Raw genomic sequence first — 17880 nt, forward strand, 5'->3', positions numbered from 1 at the left:
GGGAGGTTGTTTATATGTCCATCTACGACATCGAAGTCGAGACGATCCAAGGGAAACACAGCAATCTTTCGCCTTATCGGGGTCAGGTTATGCTGATCGTCAATACGGCGACCAAATGTGGGTTTGCTCCTCAATTCAAAGGGCTTCAAAAGTTATATGACCAGTATAAAGACCGCGGTTTTACCGTGCTTGGCTTCCCAAGCGGCCAATTCGCGAACCAGGAGCTGGAATCGAACGAGGAGGTGGCGGAAGCCTGCGAAATCAATTTCGGGGTGAATTTTCCGCTGTTCGCCAAAATCGACGTCAACGGGAAAACCGCTCATCCCTTATTCCGTTTGCTGACGAATGAGGCCAGAGGCGTGCTTGGCTCCAGAACGATCAAATGGAATTTCACCAAATTTCTGGTGGACCGGGACGGCCGCGTGCTGAAACGTTTTGGTCCCAAGGATACGCCGGAGAGCATAGAAGGCGAAATTCTCAAGGTGCTGGACAGCAGCAGTGTTCATGCCTGATGAGGAGTCGGAAGTTTTTTGGAAGTCAGCCTTTTATAGGCGGGTTAGAAAAAGCAGAAAACAGCAGTGCCGGGTTAACCACCTGACACTGCTGTTTTTTGTTGCAAAGGGATCCCGCTTTTACCTTCGACTGCGTCTATTGTCATTGTCCGTCGCCTAGTGTCCAGCCATCGCTGCTACAGGTCCATGTATCCTTCACCGAGCGTCTGGATCACCGCGCCCATCGTTTGGCCTTTAAAAGCGTCCGGAACGGCCAGACCGTCCGGGTGGGCGTAATAAAGACTTTCTATTCCGCCTTCCGCTTCCGGAGAATAGCCCAAGCCGAGCAGCTTGGCGCGCAGCTCGGCCGGCAGAGCGGTTAAGCCGGTATGCCCGGTAAAATAAACGGTTGGGGAAACCCTCACGTCGACATCTCCGGAGCCGGTCCACACAAGCACCAAATCGCGTTTGTTCCGGACGATCCACTGGCCCTTGGAATACAGCGAAATGCGGCACTGCTCCAGGCCGGCGATGGCGTCCAGGTTCACGCCGAACGTATCATTAATCGCCTTGCGCAGCTCAGCCCCGCTGGTCCCCGCTTCGGCGGGCAGCTCATCCAGCCGTTTGTCCATCGCTGCCGCCGCAGCGTCGGGAGACGCCGCCAGCCCGGCATCAGGGACAAGTACGGGCACTTGATGCAGATTAATGCCAAAGAGGGCATCTACGATTTCAAACAATTCGGCGCTGCCGATTTTTTTCTCCCGGGTGAGCAGCGCTTTATCCATTACTTCCGCTTTGCTCAGTTTGCCCAGCGCTACGTCCAATTCTTCTGCAGAAACGTGCTCCCCCAGCTCTCTGCGCAGCGCTTCGGCCGCTCGTTCCTTGATTTCCGGCAGAGAGATAGGCTGATTCTGGCTAATAGTCATATATGTCTATGTCCTCCTAATCAATAATGGCAAGGCATGCCGGGATTGTCCCTAAACGGGGTACTCCAATCGGTTCGGCGCCGGGGATGGATAATTACAGATCCGCCAGCTGCCGGTTCAGGTGCTCGATCGTTTGTTTAACGTCCATGATCGCATGGAGAGCTTGCTTGATCGACAAGCCGAGGATTAGCTCGATTTTTTTGCTGTCGATGCCGCCGCCGTCGAGCCTGCGGGTTTCGCGGATGCCCTGGGCATTCATTTTGTCGGCGTCAAGCAGCCACGGGTACAGGTTGCGGATGGTGTAATGCTCGGATACGGCCGGATTGGCCGTAGTTCCGCCCAGCAGGCTGATTTGTTCGGCGATTTCGGTCCGGCTGACCCACTGGATGAACGAAACGGCTTCCGAAATCCGGGGGCTGTTCTGGGACACGCCGATTACTCCGCCGCCGAGAAGCGGCTTGCTGCCGGGAACCTCGGCCGAACCGATATAGGCGCCTACATCGCTGCGGGCGATCCGGGAGACGTGGTTCATAAACCCGATCACCATGGCGGTTTCGCCTTTGGCAAAACGGTTAACGGCTTCCCCCCACCAGGTTTCGTTCAGGTTTTGGGCAACCCGGACCGTTTCCAGCAGGTTCTCCAAAGCGCGCTCCGCTTTGCCGGTTTCCAGCTGCATGCCGGTTTCCGTAATGAGTTTTCCGCCTTCTGCGTAATAGCGGGTCAGAAATTCCAGTGCGACGATTTCCGCCTTGCCCAGCGTAACGCTTGTCCCATAGAGAGTAGGGGATTGGGCGGACCTGGAGCGGGAGAAGAAATGAACCAGCCGGTTAAACGACTGATAGTCGGTAGGTACGGTCAGCTGCTCTTTGTATTTTTCAAAAAACATCCGTTTAATCATTTGATCCTCAAACAGGTCTTTCCGGTAAAACAGCATCTGTACGCTAGGGTCGAACGGATAGGTGTAGGCCTTCCCCTGCACGCTCGAATAATGGGCTTTCATATGTGGAGGCAGCGCCTCCAGCAGCTTGTCCAGCTCAGGATCAAGGCCTTCCAGCGGCCGGTACACCTTGTTTCCGAACCAGGAAAGCCAGGCCATGTCCATGCGAATCAGATCATAAAAGGTATTATGCGTGAAATCGCTCAGGATCTGATAAATCTCTTCGTAGCTGTGGATCGCAAGCTTGACCTTGATGCCGGTTTCTTTCGTGAAATGGGGCAAAAGCTTTAGCAGCGCATCCGTTGTCGGGCTCGTAATGGTCAGCATGGTAAGCGACCTGTCGGACAATGGAGCGCTGTTGCGCGATACGCCAAGCTGGAGCCCGCTGTTCTCCAGAATCAGCCGCCCGCCCGGCAGCTCCTTCAAGGAGGCTTCCTTTTGAGCCTTCGTTTGCGGATCCGCCTGCAGCTCACTATCGCCCGCAGCCCGGACGCGGCGGAGGAGCAGGCAGGCGATATCGTGGCCCATCAGCCGGTAGTTTTGCCGGTAACGAATCCACCGGCTGTCCAAAAAGGTTTCGGTAGGCGCCATACAAATCATAGGCGGCCGGCTGCCTGTGGAGCCGAAATGCTGCGCTTCCATGAGCAGCTTGGCCCGGTTCAGGCTGGAAGCGACCAGAATATCCGGAGCTCCCTCGCTGAAAAATTCAAAAGACCTGCCGTAAGCCTGATTCAGCGGAGCATAAACGGTCTGGACTTCCGTTCCGTCCGCTTGCTCCAGATGGTGCAGGATCGCTTCGGCAAACAAGCGTTCATTGGTAAAGTCCTGCTCGCCCGCAAAGATGCCCACCTTGCGGTAACGATGCTCCGTCAGGTAAGCGCCGATCTCTTTGCCGGCCTGTTCAAAATCAAACGAAACAAACGTTTTGCCGTTCGGAATCTCTCGGTTGACGAAGAATACATTCTCCTGCGGAATGCTTAGTTCCTCATAATAGATGTTGGCATCCTCCAGGCAGGAGATGGCGACGATGCCGGTCACCCGCTCCTCGGCGATTTCCCGCAGAACGGCCCGTTCGTTGTAAGGCAGATCGTAAGTGATGTATAAATGGGTCCGGTAGCCGGCCTGGGAGAGCGTTTTGTCCAAACCTTCATAAAGCTGGACATACTCCTCCGAATCCAGGCTGGGAATGAGGATGGAGACGGATTTCGTAACGCCGGACCTCAGGGACTGGGCTTTGTAATTGATTTTGTAGCCGAGCCGCCGGGCGGCTTCCTCGACGAGCTGGATCTTTTTGGCGCTGACATTACCTCGCCCGTTTAATACATTAGAGGCGGTCCCGTGCGAAACCCCCGCCGCTTTGGCAATGTCTTTGATGGTAGCCATACTTCCGTATCCTCCTGTCAATCTAGTAGCTCCATTTTACTTCTCTTGAATTTAACGTTCAATCTATATTCGTTTTTTGTTCCTGAAAAGGAGTTTTAACGAGAAAATACCCTCTTTAATTGACACGTTCCAATCTTTTTTGTTACTCTGGATACAGGTACTTATTCTAACAAAAGACAAACGAAAAACCGCAGACTACAGGAGCAGGAGGCACGGGATGTTCGGTCAAGAGGCATACGCCAATATCAACAGGTTATTGAATGAGAGATTTGCAAATCGGAGAGTACTGATTGCGGTGCACCGGGGCAGGCCGGGCGGCAATATCATTGAAAATACAACGCCTGCCTTAAAAGCAGCCCTCATGGAGGGCGGAGATGTGCTGGAGATCGATATCTCCAAATCGACGGACGGGGAGCTTTATCTGTTTCATGACGGCGCAGAGCCGAGACTTTTTCGGGTAGACGAAAATATCGGAACGATGCATTCCTCCACGATTGACAGCATGAACTTCATCAACTCTATTTCCCATATTAAGCATCTGAATCCGGAAAGGCTCCGGGACGTTCTGCCGCGGTTCAAAGGGAATGCGCTGTTCAACATTGACCGTTCCTGGTGGTTTTGGCCGGAGCTGATCGCGGAGCTGAACCGGCATGACATGATGGAGCAGCTCATCTTGAAGGGGCCGGCGGAAGAAGGGACGCTTGATTTTTTTGAGCACTGCGAGCAGAAATATATGTTTATGCCGATCATTAAATCGGTGGAAGAGATCGATAAGGTTCTGGCTTACCGGCATATCAACCTGGTAGGCATGGAGCTGATCGCAAGCTCGGACGAGGATCCTCTGCTGCAAAATGAAGTCATCCGGCGCCTTCACGGCCTGAATTTGTTTGTATGGGCGAACGCGATCAAGCTGGACGACAAGACATCTTTGTACGGCAGCCTGGACGATGACGTTTCGATCATCGAAGGACCGGAGCAGGGCTGGGGCAAAATGTTCGACAAGCAGATCGATGTCATTCAGACCGATTGGCCCGCTTTGTTGTCCGCCTACAGGGGTCGGCGTTTGCAGGAGTCGTAAGAAAAGGGTTCGCGCTCGGAATTCGTGTATCGTTATTTGTACCGTAAGAGAACTCATAAAAATTGCCCGTCCGGAATTCATCCGGACGGGCAATTTTTTTTGGGAGAATAAAATAAATTCAGAGTTACGACTTCGAGTTCCTTCCATAAACCAGATAAAGCATCACGGTGGAAATCACCATCAGCACAACGGAATAGACGAGTCCGAGCGCTTGGGTGTCGGAGTTTGTCTGTCCGGAGGTTACGTTCTGAATGGCAATGCCCAGCGGTTCGTAGAGCGGATGATACAGAAACACGGTCAGGTCGTAGTCCGCCAAATGGCTGTTGAAATTCAGCGCCAGCACAGCCAGTGTCGAAGGCAGAATTATCGGGAGCAAAACCCTCCGGAACGTATAGAAGGTCCCGGCGCCCAGGCTTTTGGAGGCGTCCTCGAGGGAATCGTCTATCGTAAAGAAAGCGGCTCTCAGCATCCGCAGCGTGAACGGAATCAGGACGATGATATAAGCGATCATCAGAATCCACATCGTGCCGGTGAGCACATGGCCGGCCAAAATCCATTTTGGCGAATCATAGGTAAGGATCAGACCCAGAGCAATCAGCGTGGAGGGCAGCAGCCAAGGGATCAGCATCGCGTATTCCAGGGCGGTCGTAAAGATGTTTTTATGCTTGTGAAGAATACGCGAAACGAGCAGCGTCAGCGCCACGACGGCAACGGAAGCCACGGCGGAATACAAAATACTGATGATATAAGGCTTGTACGCGTCGGCTTCGGTGAACAGCATCCGGTAGTTGGCGATCGTGAAATGGCTCCAGGACAAGGTGGAGTTTGAGATGCTGTAAGAGTCGGTAAAGGAGAAAATAACCGTCAGCAGAACCGGCAGCGCGTAAATGACAAATAAAAAGTAGGCGATAACGTGAACCAGCACGTTTAATCCTTTATTGCCTATTTTCTGCTTTTTGATCTCCGACTTCACCTTGGAGACTGAAATGTAATTACCTTTTTGTTCGACTTTTCTGAGAAAAGCCAGCAAAATCAGCGTCGCGGCTCCCAGCAAAATCGCCAGCACGGCAGCCACATCCCGCGAGACGGGGCTTTTGGAAAAGGAAAGAATCAGAGGCGTAATCGTCTGAAACTCCGTTCCGCCTACAATCATCGACGCGGAGGTGGAGGCGAGGCCGGTCAAAAACAGCAGAATGGTGATGGCGAATAAAGTGGGCTGCAGAACGGGAAGCACGACCCTGCGCAAAATATAGAAAGAAGAGGCCCCCATATTCCGGGCTGCTTCAACGGTTTGGAAGTCAATTTTACGGATCGCATTGGACAGAAACAGCACATGGTTAGTCGTGCAGGCAAACGTCATAACGAACAGCACGGCCCAGTAGCCGTGAAACCACCCGGCGGGAAAAGAAGGGAACAGAAGCACCAGGAATTTCGTGATGAAGCCTTGTTCGCCATACAGAAATTTATAGCCCGTGACCAGCACGATTCCGCTGTAAACAAGCGTAGTATAATAGCCCAGCCGCAGCAGTTTCGAGCCTTTAATGTCGAAATAATCGGTAACAAACACCAGGAAAATGCCAACGATATTAACGGTAACCACCATGGAGCCCGCCAGGATAAAGCTGTTCAGCAAGCTCTTTAAAGCCCTGTTGGAATGCAGCAGCTTTTGGAAGGGTTCGACGGAGAAGGCGCCGTTCACCCAAAAGACGGCTTTGAGCAGATTAAGATTGGGATACACCAAAAAGGCGGCGATAAACCAGGCTAAAAACAAGCCTATAATCAGGCCGATCATTTTCCCCGGGGTCAAATAGTTTCTGAATCGTTCCATCAGCATGAAGCCAGCCTCCTAATATTGCAAAATATCGTCCGGACGGATAAAGATATCCATCTCGTTCCCTTGGGCGTAGCGGTTTTGTCCGTCTTCGATTTCCACCTTTTTCAGGAAGGCCCCATCTATTTCAAACGTGTATTTGGTGTAGAGTCCGTAGTATTCGGCTTCAACGACTTTAGCTTTCAATTGGGCGAGGCCGCCGGCGTCTGCGGAAGGGATGGAGGTGTAGATCCTTTCGGTCCGCAGATAGGCGGTTTTGGACAGATCAAATGATTTGCCGGATTTGGCCGTAATGTTTTGCAGCAGGGCTGGGCCCAGCTTGTTGATATCCCCGATAAAATTGCAAACGAATTCGGTGGAGGAATGATTGTAGATGTCAAAAGGAGTGCCCACCTGCTCGACAACCCCGCGGTTGAACACAGCGATGCGATCCGACAGGGTCAAGGCTTCCTCCTGGTCGTGAGTGACGTAAATCGTAGTGATGCCGAACTTTTTCTGCAGGCTTTTCAGTTCGTTTCGCAGTTGGACGCGCAAGCTTGCATCCAGGTTCGACAGCGGCTCGTCCAGCACGAGGATGCTTGGCTTAAGCACGAGCGCTCTCGCTATCGCCACGCGCTGCTGCTGTCCGCCCGACAGCTCGGACACTTTCTTGCGCAACTGCTCGGCGCTCAGGTCCACCTTTTGCGCAATGGCCGCGACCTCGTCTTCGATCTGCTCTTTGGGCATTTTCTTCACCTTTAGGCCAAAGGCGATATTTTCATAGACATTCAGGGTCGGGAACAAGGCATAGCTTTGAAAAACCATGCTGATGTTTCGCTTCTCCACGGGAAGATGCGTGATATCCTTGCCGTTAACGTAAATAGTGCCGCGCGACGGAGTGGCAAATCCGACCAGGCTTCTCAAGGTCGTGGTTTTGCCGCAGCCGGAAGGGCCAAGCAGCGTAAAAAATTCACCTTCACCGATCCGTAGATTCAATTGGCTTACTGCGGTAAAATCGTTATATTTGATTTCAACCTCTTTAAATTCGATCATGACTCCCCGGCTCCTCGCTAGTGGTGTATAAAGCCATCCGGCAGAAGAGGCCCGGCTGCGCCGTGGCGCGCCGAAAGCCGCTTCTGCCGGGGATATGAATTAGGAAAGGATTAGCAGGTCAGGACATTCAGGACATAATGAAGGGCGTTAAGGCAGAAGCTCAAGCTGGATTTTCTCCACCCAGTCATTGATGTGCTGGCTGACGAACGTCCAATCGATGTCCTGACGTTTGACGGAAGCGTCGAGGTCTTTAATGTCCTGCGATGCGTTGGCCAGCGCTTTGCTGTTTGCCGGCATGCTGGAGAACTGATTGGACCACTCCGTTTGCACTTCCGCGCTGCCGAACCAGTCAACGAAGGCTTTGGCCGCGTCCAGGTTTTTTGTGCCTTTGATGATGGCTACTTGTTCGACGAGATAAGGAACGCCGATATCGGGCTTCACGATTCCGGCTTTGACGCCGTATTGCTTCTCCCGGGAAGGAATCCCGCTGGAGAACATCGGAATGAAAGGTGTCTTGCCTTTAGCGAGATTGGCAAAGGAATCTTCGCCTTGGGCTTTGATGTGGCCGTATTTCAGGAAGTTTTTAATCGCGTCCCAGCCTTCTTGCGAGATGCCGTATTCCCCGTTCGGATCCTGGTAGCGGACCAGGATGCCGGCGATAACCGCACGGTTGGTCGCTCCTCCCAGGTCGGCGGCTGTTCCGGGCTCATCATATTTGCCATGGAACTGCTCGTTGTTCCACAGATCCGGCCAATCCTTCGGCGCGGTATTTTCGTTGTACATCGTGGAGTTATAGATCATGAGAATCGCCTGTTTCACCAGGGAGTGGTAATAGTCATCCTTGTCGTTCAGCCCTTCAGCCACTTCGTCGGCCCAGACCGGCTTGTACTGTTCCAGCATGTCTTGCGTTTTGAAATTTTCATAGTCGATAGTGCTGAGGCCGTAAACGACGTCGGCGATCGGCTTGTTCTTCTCGGCAATCAGCCGGTTGGCGATATCCCCGCCGCCGCCTTCAACGATTTGCAAATCAAAGCCCTGTTCCTTGGCTTTTTCCTTCAGCCAGTCGCCTCTGCCGTCGGAGGCGGAGTTGGTATAAACGACGAGTTTTTTCAAACCGGCAGTATCAGTAGGATTAGCAGACTCGGCTTGCGCAGCCGTATTGTTGGACGAGCCGGCAGGTTCGGCGGAATTGGCGGCGGAGTTACTGGAGGCTTGATTACCGCAGGCGGCTAACGATCCGGCCAATACGATGCCAAGCAGAGGCGTAAAAATCCGTTTAAGTTTGATGTTCATGCAAATCTCCCTTTTTGATTATTTTTGGAACGTGTCAATTTTCAAGCTCATTATAGCAATCTACGAAAATCCGCGTCAATCGAATTGACGTTATTTAACGCAGGCTTAATAAAGTTAACAATTCTCCAGTTCAGCGGAAAAAGGACGAAAAATAGACACAGGCAGCGAGGGCGTAAACGATGCCAATCATTCCCCTTGTGCTATTGCGTAAAATTTGGGACAATGATAGGGTTATCCGTCCATAAGCGGATAGATGCCAAGCAAGCATTTTTTTGTTGATGTCAAAGATGATTACGAAAATTTTTATAGATCGGAAAGAGGAAACAAACAATGAACAAACCAACCCTTTACGGCTTTACGTTAGAGCAGCTGTCGGTTTGGCTGGAGGAACACGGTCACAAGAGGTCCAGAGCGATTCCGGTCTGGGAAGCTTTGTACCGCGAGCGCGTCACTACTTTTGAAGAAATGACCGGTGCCAACGCCGCTGTAGTCGACCTGCTGAAGGAACATTTTGTGCTGCAGACGATGGAGGAGCATACCCGCCAGGAATCCGTGGACGGCACGATCAAATTCCTGTTTAAGCTGCAGGACGGCAACCTGATCGAAACCGTTTTGATGCGGCAAAAATACGGCCTGTCCGTCTGCGTCACCACGCAGGTCGGCTGCAACATCGGCTGCAGCTTCTGCGCTAGCGGCCTGCTGGCTAAAAGCCGTGACCTGACCTCCGGCGAAATCACGGAACAGATCATGAAGGTGCAGCTGCACCTGGACCGTGCCGGTAAGCGTGAACGGGTCAGCCATGTCGTCGTTATGGGCATCGGCGAGCCGTTCGATAACTTCGAACACATGAGCGGCTTTATCCGGACGATTAAGGACGCTAAAGGACTGGCGATCGGCCCGAGAAGCATTACGGTTTCGACAAGCGGCCTGGCCGGAAAAATCAAGGAATTCGCCGATTCCGACCTGCAGGTCAACCTGGCGATTTCGCTGCATGCGCCGAATAACGAGCTGCGGACGCGGATCATGAAGATCAACAAAGCGATTCCTATTGAAAAAGTGCTGGAAGCGATGGATTATTACTGCGAGCGGAGCAACCGGAAGGTGACGCTGGAATACATTTTGCTGCGGGACGTCAATGACCGCCGCGAGCATGCGGCCGAGCTGGCCGAGCTGATACAGGACCGGAAGCAGCAGGTGACGGTCAACCTGATCCCGTACAACCCGGTCGATGAGCACAGCCAATACCAGCGCAGCGAACGGGAAGTCATTTTGGAGTTCTACGACGAACTGAAGAAACAAGGCGTAAACGTCAGTGTCCGCCTGGAGCACGGCACCGACATCGATGCCGCCTGCGGCCAGCTGCGGAGCAAGCAGATCAAAGGGGCTTAAGACTGAGGCTCCTGCCGCTCTTATCCGGGCGTGCATGATCTTTTGCATTTTGCAGCCTGCAAAAAAGAAGCCGCCAGAGCCGGGAGCATTTCCCGACTGGCGGCTTCCTTTCACCAAAAAAAGAAACCGTTCTTTGGCAAAATGGCAGCGCGGCGCAGCCATACCTAAAGAAGACGGTTTTTTTGTGTATTCCACATATCATGGATCATAACTGACCGGATCTATTTACGCCGTGCGGCTCCCTTTTCATCGATAACAAGACTCTGCTTTAAGCGGATATCCTCACTGGAGCTTCCGACTATGATTTCGAATTCGCCTTCCTCGACGACCCATTCCCATTGTTTATTGAGCAATTTGAAGCTGTCGAAGCCTAGGTCGATTTCTACCATCGCCGTTTCTCCCGCCGTGAGGGATAATCTTTGAAAGCCCTGCAGCTGCTTCATCGGCGTAACGATGGAACTGGTTACGTCGCGGATGTACAGTTGGGCCACCTCATCAGCCAAAGCGGCGCCGGTATTCGTAACGCTAAACGATACGCGGAAGCCGTAAGGCGAATCGAGCGCCGCTATCTTTAATTCCGAATAGGCGAACGAGGCGTAGCTGAGCCCATGCCCGAAGGGGAACAACGCTCTGCGCGTGCCCTCCAGGTATTCCCCGCTGCCGCCCGGAAGCAGCGTGTAGTAACAGGGGATGTGCCCCACGCTGCGGGGGAAGGAAATCGGCAGCTTCCCGGATGGGCTGACGAACCCGAATAACGTATCCACGATCGCTTTGGCTCCGAACTCCCCGCCGAACCAGGCCGCGAGGATGGCGTCGCAATGCTCGTTCTCGTAGCTGAGATCCACCGGCTTGCCGTTCTCCAGCACGAGGATCGTCGGTTTCCCGAGCGCGCAAACCCGCTCGATCAGCTCGCGCTGCTTGCCGTAGAGACGCAGGTCGGTCCGGTCCATCCCTTCGCCGCTGGTCATCTTGTCGTCGCCGCAGACAATCACGATCGTGTCGCATTCCTCGGCCAGCCTGACCGCTTCCTCCATGCGCCCGGTTCTGCTGTCCAGACAAAGGCTCAGTTGATTGCCGTTCACGTCGCAGACGAATTCAACTTCCAGCTTATGCTCGGCTCCGTTCTCGAAAGTAAACTCGCATTCGGGAATTCTCATTTTATGGGCCCCGAAGCTTTCGATCACCGTCACACCATCTATTTTCACCCGAACGCTGTCGCCCGAGGTAAACACCAGCCGGCCTGTAAAGCGCTCGGCGTCCCCGAAATCACGGGTGTTCACCTTCAATTTGGCGGTCATGCGCACCGAGTAGCCTACAAAATCGAGATCGCGATGCGGTTTGGCCAAAATCCAGTTAAAGTTGATTCGATTCGCCCGGTTCTGCCCCACCGGCTCACCGGCAAAACGGCCGTTGTTGTAATAAGTCAGCGTTACTCCATCCGTGTACCAAGAGTCGGGAATAAGGTCGATGTCGTATTCGGTGATGCCGCAGCCGTCGCTCTGCCGGACCGTCACCCCCGGAACGGCCTTAACGATCTCTTGATAAACGGAATGCACCTCATAGCCGTAAGGAACCGAGGAATAGCTGCCGATCCGCTGGTGTCCCGAACTTGGGCCGATCAAGGCGATGCTGCCGCCATTTCTCGGAAGGGGAAGAATGTCTGCTTCATTTTTGAGCAGGACAATCGACTCTCGGGCGGCCCGATAAGACAACTCTTTATGCTCATCGCAGCGGATGACCTCCCGGTAGCGGTTCTCGTCCGTAAAGGGATGTTCAAACAGGCCTAGTTCAAACTTCACCCGGAGAATACGTCCTACGGCTTCGTCGATTGTGCTTTGCGAAACCCTGCCTTCAGTGACGAGCTGAACCAGCGTATCCTGCCAATATGAATTCGGAAAATCGAAGCCCTGCACGTCCAGTCCGGCATTCACCGCCATCTCGATGCTGTCCTTGCTGTCTGCAGTCATGAAATGCTGCGTCTTGAGCCGGTTGATCGCTCCGAAGTCGGCGCGCACATAACCCTTCAGGCCGTAACGCTCCTTTAATACCTCACGCAAATAATGCCCGGAGGAGATTACCGCCTCCCCGTCGATGTTGTTGTAGGAAGCCATGGCGTTGTACGCACCGGCCTTCTTGATGCCTGCCTCGAATACCGGAAGATGGCTGGTCTCAATCTCGCGTACACCAACGCGGGCAGATGAACAGTTTGTGCCTCCTTCGGGAATGCCGTGTACGCAGTAATGCTTCGGCTCGCTAACGACCGCGTCCGGAGCGGAAATATCATCGCCTTGCTCGCCCGTTATGATGGCGTAAGCCATCGATGCTGACAAAAAGGTATCCTCCCCAAAGGTCTCCTCCACCCGCCCCCAACGGGGCTCCCGCGCCAAGTCCAGGTTGGGCGCCAAAATTTCGGCGATGCCGAGGCTGCGGGTTTCGGCAGCGATCGCATGGCCGATCTCCCGGACAAGCTCCGGATGAAACGTCGCTCCCATGTTGATCGGCATTGGAAACACAGTGGCCCCCGGATAGTTGATACCGTGCAGCGCCTCTCCGGTGAACAAGCACGGGATGCCCAGGCGTGTTTTATCGACGAAATATTTTTGCAGCTTGTTCAGCACGCGGGGAGAGGAATAAACGTCGTGCACGAAGCCTATTCCGTTTTGCCCAATCCCGGCCTCCACCCGGTCCCAGTGAAAATCGGAATCCTCCGCCACGGCGCAAAAATGCGCCTCATGTACCTTGGTGGCGAGCTCCACTCCGCGGATCATATCCATCTGGGCAACCTTTTCCTCCAGCGTCATAAGGGATAAAAGATTCTCCACGCGTTCTTTGACCGGTAAATTCGCGTTGCGGTACGCATATTCCTGTGATTTCATGGTACGATCCGTCCTCTCTTTGATCGAATATAATAGTAATAGTTAGTAAGTACCCCATGCCGCCTGCGGCCCGGGAATCGGACAAAGCGGACGGCTGGGGCTGCATTTTTTATTTAGTAAACAACCTTTACCGTTTTGATTTCGAACGGCCGGAAGACCAGTTCGGCCTCACTTTTTCCGTTCAACGGCTCTACGGTTTCTTCCAGCATGTTGGTTATTTCCTTTGCTTTGGCCTGACCGCCAAGGGTCAGCTTTGTACGCGTGTAGGTTCCTTCCGCTTCGTATAAACGAAGGATGAACGCACGCTCAGCGTCCTCGCATGGTTTTATCGCTTCGATCAGCACATTGTCGGCGTCGACACTCGCAAATTGGTTTCCATCGACTTTGCCCTTGACGACAATCGGCCGGACGTTCAGCTCATAAGCCGGGTGGATGACTGAAGCCGCGCCGAAACCCTCGTCATGCGGATAGAAAGAATAAGTGCATGCATGCACGCCTTTGTCTCCGCGGAAATCAGGACGCATACCGCCTTTATGCAGGGTCAGCCGCATTTCGCCGTCCTGTACGGAAATTCCGTATTTGCAATCGTTGAGTAGGGCGACTCCGTAACGATTCTCCGACAGATCACTGTATTTGTGATTGACCACCTCAAACATGGCTTTCTCTTCACTTGTGTTCCGCGTTGTAGGGCGGCGCAGATATCCGAACTGCACCTCCTGGCGGACAAAATCAGTCAGAATGGACGTGCTGAACGCCGTTTTCAGCAAACGGTGTTCGTCCTGCCAATCCATAACGGTCTCGAACCGTACTTCCGGGCTCGACGCAAAGAAAATCATATCCTGCCGCAAAGTCGAGCGCGCCGACAGCCGGTACTGGCTGCGAATCCGGAATTCGGCTGCTCCGTTAGCGACGATCTGGCGGGACAGCAGCTTGGCAGAAGGTGCCAGCTTCAGCTCGATGTCGGCGTCGATATCCCAGTTATCCCAAGCCTGAGGGACGTCTTCAGCCATCAGGAACGTATTGAGCGGTTGCCCGTCGCCGCGCAGCTCCCGGCCGTTTCTTTGATCCACGAACGAGGCGATATAACCCTCTTCATCAAAAGTTACGCGGGCGAACGGCGTTTGCAGCGTATCAACAGCATATGCGAACGGAGAAACACCGGCCGGCTCGCCTGGAACCAGCTTGAGAGAAACCGCCGACAGCGCCGGTACGGTCAAGCCGGATACCGCAAGCATACGGTTGCCCTCGAGGTCTTCGACAATCTGCTGCCCGTAGCTGCCTTCGACCCGCCAATCCCCGTCGACAGGCAGATAGACCGTGTCCGTGCGGTCAAAAGACAGCGTATTGATGATGGACATCGTTTGGGCTTCCGGACTCACGGTGATTCGTTCGTACAGCAGCTTACTTCCCGTTTGCAGCAGTTCGGTCATTTCCGTAAGGGCCTGGTCATGCGCCTTCGGAATGGAAGTACCGGGCAGTGTGTCATGAAACTGGTTCACGAGCAGCGTTTCCATCAGCGGGCGAATGCCTTCGTCAGAGACGATACGGCCGGACTGAACCGCTTCGCGGACCGTAACGTACTCGAGATCGCGCAGCAGGAACTCGGCCTTGCGGTTATTGCGTTTGATGTTGTGCTGGTTCGTCAGCGTTCCGCGATGCAGCTGCAAGTACAGCTCACCGGTATGGGTGGATGGATTCACGACCGACTGCTCGAGCTGTCTCATGAATTCTCCGGCCGTGATGTGGGCAGAGCGGGGTACCCCTTCCAAATCCTGAACCCGGCGGGCCATTTCGATCATTTCAAACTGCGGACCGCCGCCGCCGTCGCCAAACCCGTATGAAATAAGCCGCATGTTGTTCACGGTTTTCTCGCGGATCGGGTCGCGGCTGTGTTTGCCGTCCACGACGTAGTCGATCAGGCTGGCTGCGTCAGGCCATAAATGCGTTTTGTTGAAATGGGTGAGCACCTTCGTTCCGTCGATGCCTTTCCAGTAGAAAGTTTCATACGGAAAGTCCGTGGTGTCGTTCCAGCCCAGTTTGGTCGTCAGAAAATAGTCGACGCCGCAGCCCTTCATGATCTGCGGAATAGCCGCACTGTATCCAAAGGTATCGGGAAGCCAGAACGCATTGGAGGTGTAATTGAAGTGCTCCCGGGTATAGCGCTGTCCCCACAGAAACTGACGGATCATCGATTCCCCCGAGGTTAGGTTGCAGTCGCATTCCACCCATACCGCGCCGTTTGGCTCATATCTTCCTTCCTTCACCATTTGGGAAATATCTTCGAACAGGGCAGGGTAATGTTTGCGGATCATTTCGGTATGGTAAGAGGAGCTTTGAATAAACTTGTATTCGGGATAACGCTGCATGAGGCTGATCTGGTTGGAATAAGTGCGGGCACATTTTTTTATCGTTTCATCCCGATGCCACAGCCAAGCCGTATCCATATGCGAGTGGCCGATCAAGCCGGCGAAGGGTGCGGATGCAGAGTTCGTAGCCTTGAGCGCCTTCTTGAGATAAGGACTCGCTTCCCGCAGCGCGGCGAAAAAGTCCTCCGGTTCGACCGCCTCATACGAATAGTACAGCACCTTATGTACTTCCGTTAACGCGTTCACGACCTCGGCCCGCCGGAAACTGTTTGCGTCCAATTCGGCGACGAGCTGGTTAAGCGTTTTCAAATCAAAATAAAACTCGGCGATCTCCTCATTCATCAGGCAGATTTGAACGCCGCCGTATTCATAGTCAAAACTGCGCATTCCGAGTTCTTCGAATGGCATACAGCCCTTAACATAATGCCCGGCGTAATATTCGATAGCGATATCGATCTTCTCGCCCGCAGCCGCATTTTGCTTGAGCAGATCGCAATAGTGGTTGCCATGTCCCGTTACGACAATTTTGCTGGCAAAGGTGCCGAAGGGTTTGTTGTTCACCCACAGCAGCGCCTCATAACCCCCGATTTCCGGTTTGATGTAGAGCGCCTTCCCTGCATATCGCGAAGGAACGGTGTAGGTTCCTTTAAACCAGCAATAGGTTCCTTCGCCTTGGTAATGGTCCCCGGGCAGGCATTCCTCGAAGCTGCTGTCGTCCGGGATATGGTGCCACTGCCGATCGGTGTGGAATTTACGCATGGCCACCTGGTCAATCGTTTCAAAGATCAATGGCTCCAGCGTCGTTTCAAACCGCGTTAATTTGCGCAGCATGCGGTCGATCTGCTTTTCATTCAGCATAATCCTTTCACCCTCCTGCTTAAGAATAGTAATAAGGCCTAGAATGTTTTTATTTGATATATCATATTATTTCATTTTACCAGCCAAAATACAATTCACTTTATTAAAGAAGTTTGCGGGGGGCCATATTCGCTATCTATCCGCCAATTTCCCGGCATAAACTTATGCGCATAAGATCAACAGTAGGCACATGTTTGACAAAATGTTATACTTAGGATATTTCAAAGAGTAGCTGCACCAGCAAAAAAACAATAAAAAATACAATATCGGAGATAAACATGCCAAAACAAACGAACAAATTATTATATCAAATCATAAAAGATGAGATTCTCTCCCGGATCGAAAATCAACAGTTTTCCTATGACGAGCCGATCTGCACCGAGAAGAGTCTGTCAGAGCAATACGGTGTCAGCCGCATTACCTCCAAACGGGCGATTGACGATTTGGAGAATGAAGGTGTGCTTTACCGTAAACGCGGAGTAGGCAGTTTTGTACGCCGTCCGGAGCCTGGAGAATCTCCCTCCCCAAGCGGGATCCATTCCGCAGAAGTTCGAACGGCGGGCAAAACAGTACCCCTGATTCTTCCATTCGCCATGTTCCAGGGAGGCATCTTCCGCATCGTCGAAGCGGCGACCAAACGGCTCGAGAACCATGACTATCATCTTGCCGTCCACATCTGCGAGCCGGACGACCGAAAGATGAGAAGTTTGCTGCTCCACTTGTATTCGCAGCATGTTGAAACCCTGATTTGGTATCCTAAGGGAAAAGAAATGTATCTCGATATTTTAAAAAAATTTACGGATGACGGAACAAGCGTCATCATTCTTGATAAACCGCACGATATCAGCTATTTGAGCAGCGTAGTCTGCGATAATTTCGAGGGAAGCTATCAGTTGACCAGCCATCTGATCGACTACGGTCATCACAACATCGCTTATCTGTCAGGGATACCGGTCAGTGAAGTGCCCAGTTTGTCCGACCGCTTCAGAGGCTTCTCGCAGTGCATGAAGGACCGAGGAATGGAGGTCAATCCGGAGTTTCTGAAAATCGGCCTGAGTTCCGACTACCATATGCTCAAGCATGTCGTCAACGTCCTTTATAAATCGGGGGTTACCGCGATCGAATGCGAAAACGACGAGGTGGCCTTTAATGTCTACATGTGCTGCCGGAGTCTGTCCATCCAGGTTCCCGCGCAAATGAACATTACGGGGTTTGACAATAGCGAATGGGCTGTAACCGGCAGTGCACAAATTACGACGGTCGACCAAAATTTTGCCGCCATCGGCGAGGAGATCGCCGATCTCATTTTGAGTGGCGATCCGAAGCCCGTCTCCAAGACGGTGCCCGTGCGCCTCGTGCCAAGGGCATCCACCGGGCCGGCGAACGGCTAGCGAAAGATTAGGAACGAGGTGCAATTAGG

At 53.0% G+C, this 17880-nt stretch carries 11 protein-coding genes; 4 read left to right on the forward strand and 7 right to left on the reverse strand.

Annotation, left to right across the window (positions count from 1 at the left end):
• Window positions 1–14: 14 nt before the first annotated feature.
• A complete protein-coding gene (locus AC3ZPD_RS07575; protein ID WP_490983671.1) occupies window positions 15–512 on the forward strand; it encodes a glutathione peroxidase in 498 nt (165 codons plus the stop codon).
• A gap of 176 nt (window positions 513–688) precedes the next feature.
• Here the strand turns inward: AC3ZPD_RS07575 and AC3ZPD_RS07580 are convergent, their stop codons facing one another.
• Both AC3ZPD_RS07580 and AC3ZPD_RS07585 read right to left on the reverse strand, forming a co-directional pair.
• Window positions 689–1417: a hypothetical protein gene (locus tag AC3ZPD_RS07580; RefSeq protein WP_490983672.1), complete on the reverse strand. Its 729-nt coding sequence runs from the start codon at window positions 1415–1417 to the stop codon at window positions 689–691.
• A 94-nt stretch (window positions 1418–1511) separates the two neighbouring features.
• On the reverse strand, window positions 1512–3737 hold the full coding sequence (locus AC3ZPD_RS07585) for an extracellular solute-binding protein (protein WP_490983673.1): 2226 nt from the start codon (window positions 3735–3737) through the stop codon (window positions 1512–1514).
• 217 nt (window positions 3738–3954) lie between these two features.
• Here AC3ZPD_RS07585 and AC3ZPD_RS07590 point away from each other — a divergent pair, with 217 nt between their 5' ends.
• A complete protein-coding gene (locus tag AC3ZPD_RS07590) occupies window positions 3955–4815 on the forward strand; it encodes a glycerophosphodiester phosphodiesterase family protein (RefSeq protein WP_490983674.1) in 861 nt (286 codons plus the stop codon).
• Window positions 4816–4939: 124 nt separating this feature from the next.
• On the opposite strand, the gene AC3ZPD_RS07595 is transcribed toward AC3ZPD_RS07590, so the two are convergent.
• From AC3ZPD_RS07595 to AC3ZPD_RS07605, 3 genes are all read right to left on the reverse strand, one after another.
• A complete protein-coding gene (locus AC3ZPD_RS07595) occupies window positions 4940–6607 on the reverse strand; it encodes an ABC transporter permease (protein ID WP_490983884.1) in 1668 nt (555 codons plus the stop codon).
• Window positions 6608–6661: 54 nt separating this feature from the next.
• On the reverse strand, window positions 6662–7678 hold the full coding sequence (locus AC3ZPD_RS07600; RefSeq protein ID WP_490983675.1) for an ABC transporter ATP-binding protein: 1017 nt from the start codon (window positions 7676–7678) through the stop codon (window positions 6662–6664).
• A 147-nt stretch (window positions 7679–7825) separates the two neighbouring features.
• Window positions 7826–8971 carry an extracellular solute-binding protein gene (locus AC3ZPD_RS07605; RefSeq protein ID WP_490983676.1) on the reverse strand — a complete coding sequence of 382 codons (1146 nt, stop codon included), beginning with the start codon at window positions 8969–8971 and terminating at the stop codon, window positions 7826–7828.
• A 330-nt stretch (window positions 8972–9301) separates the two neighbouring features.
• Between AC3ZPD_RS07605 and rlmN the strand changes: the two genes are divergently transcribed.
• Window positions 9302–10360: a dual-specificity RNA methyltransferase RlmN gene (gene rlmN / locus AC3ZPD_RS07610; RefSeq protein ID WP_490983677.1), complete on the forward strand. Its 1059-nt coding sequence runs from the start codon at window positions 9302–9304 to the stop codon at window positions 10358–10360.
• A gap of 221 nt (window positions 10361–10581) precedes the next feature.
• On the opposite strand, the gene AC3ZPD_RS07615 is transcribed toward rlmN, so the two are convergent.
• Window positions 10582–13236, reverse strand: coding sequence for a glycoside hydrolase family 3 C-terminal domain-containing protein (locus tag AC3ZPD_RS07615; protein ID WP_490983678.1), 2655 nt, complete (start codon window positions 13234–13236; stop codon window positions 10582–10584).
• A gap of 113 nt (window positions 13237–13349) precedes the next feature.
• A complete protein-coding gene (locus tag AC3ZPD_RS07620) occupies window positions 13350–16460 on the reverse strand; it encodes an alpha-mannosidase (protein WP_490983679.1) in 3111 nt (1036 codons plus the stop codon).
• Between the two features lie 278 nt (window positions 16461–16738).
• Here AC3ZPD_RS07620 and AC3ZPD_RS07625 point away from each other — a divergent pair, with 278 nt between their 5' ends.
• A complete protein-coding gene (locus AC3ZPD_RS07625) occupies window positions 16739–17851 on the forward strand; it encodes a GntR family transcriptional regulator (protein WP_490983680.1) in 1113 nt (370 codons plus the stop codon).
• Window positions 17852–17880: the final 29 nt, after the last annotated feature.

This window comes from Paenibacillus mobilis (assembly GCF_058267595.1).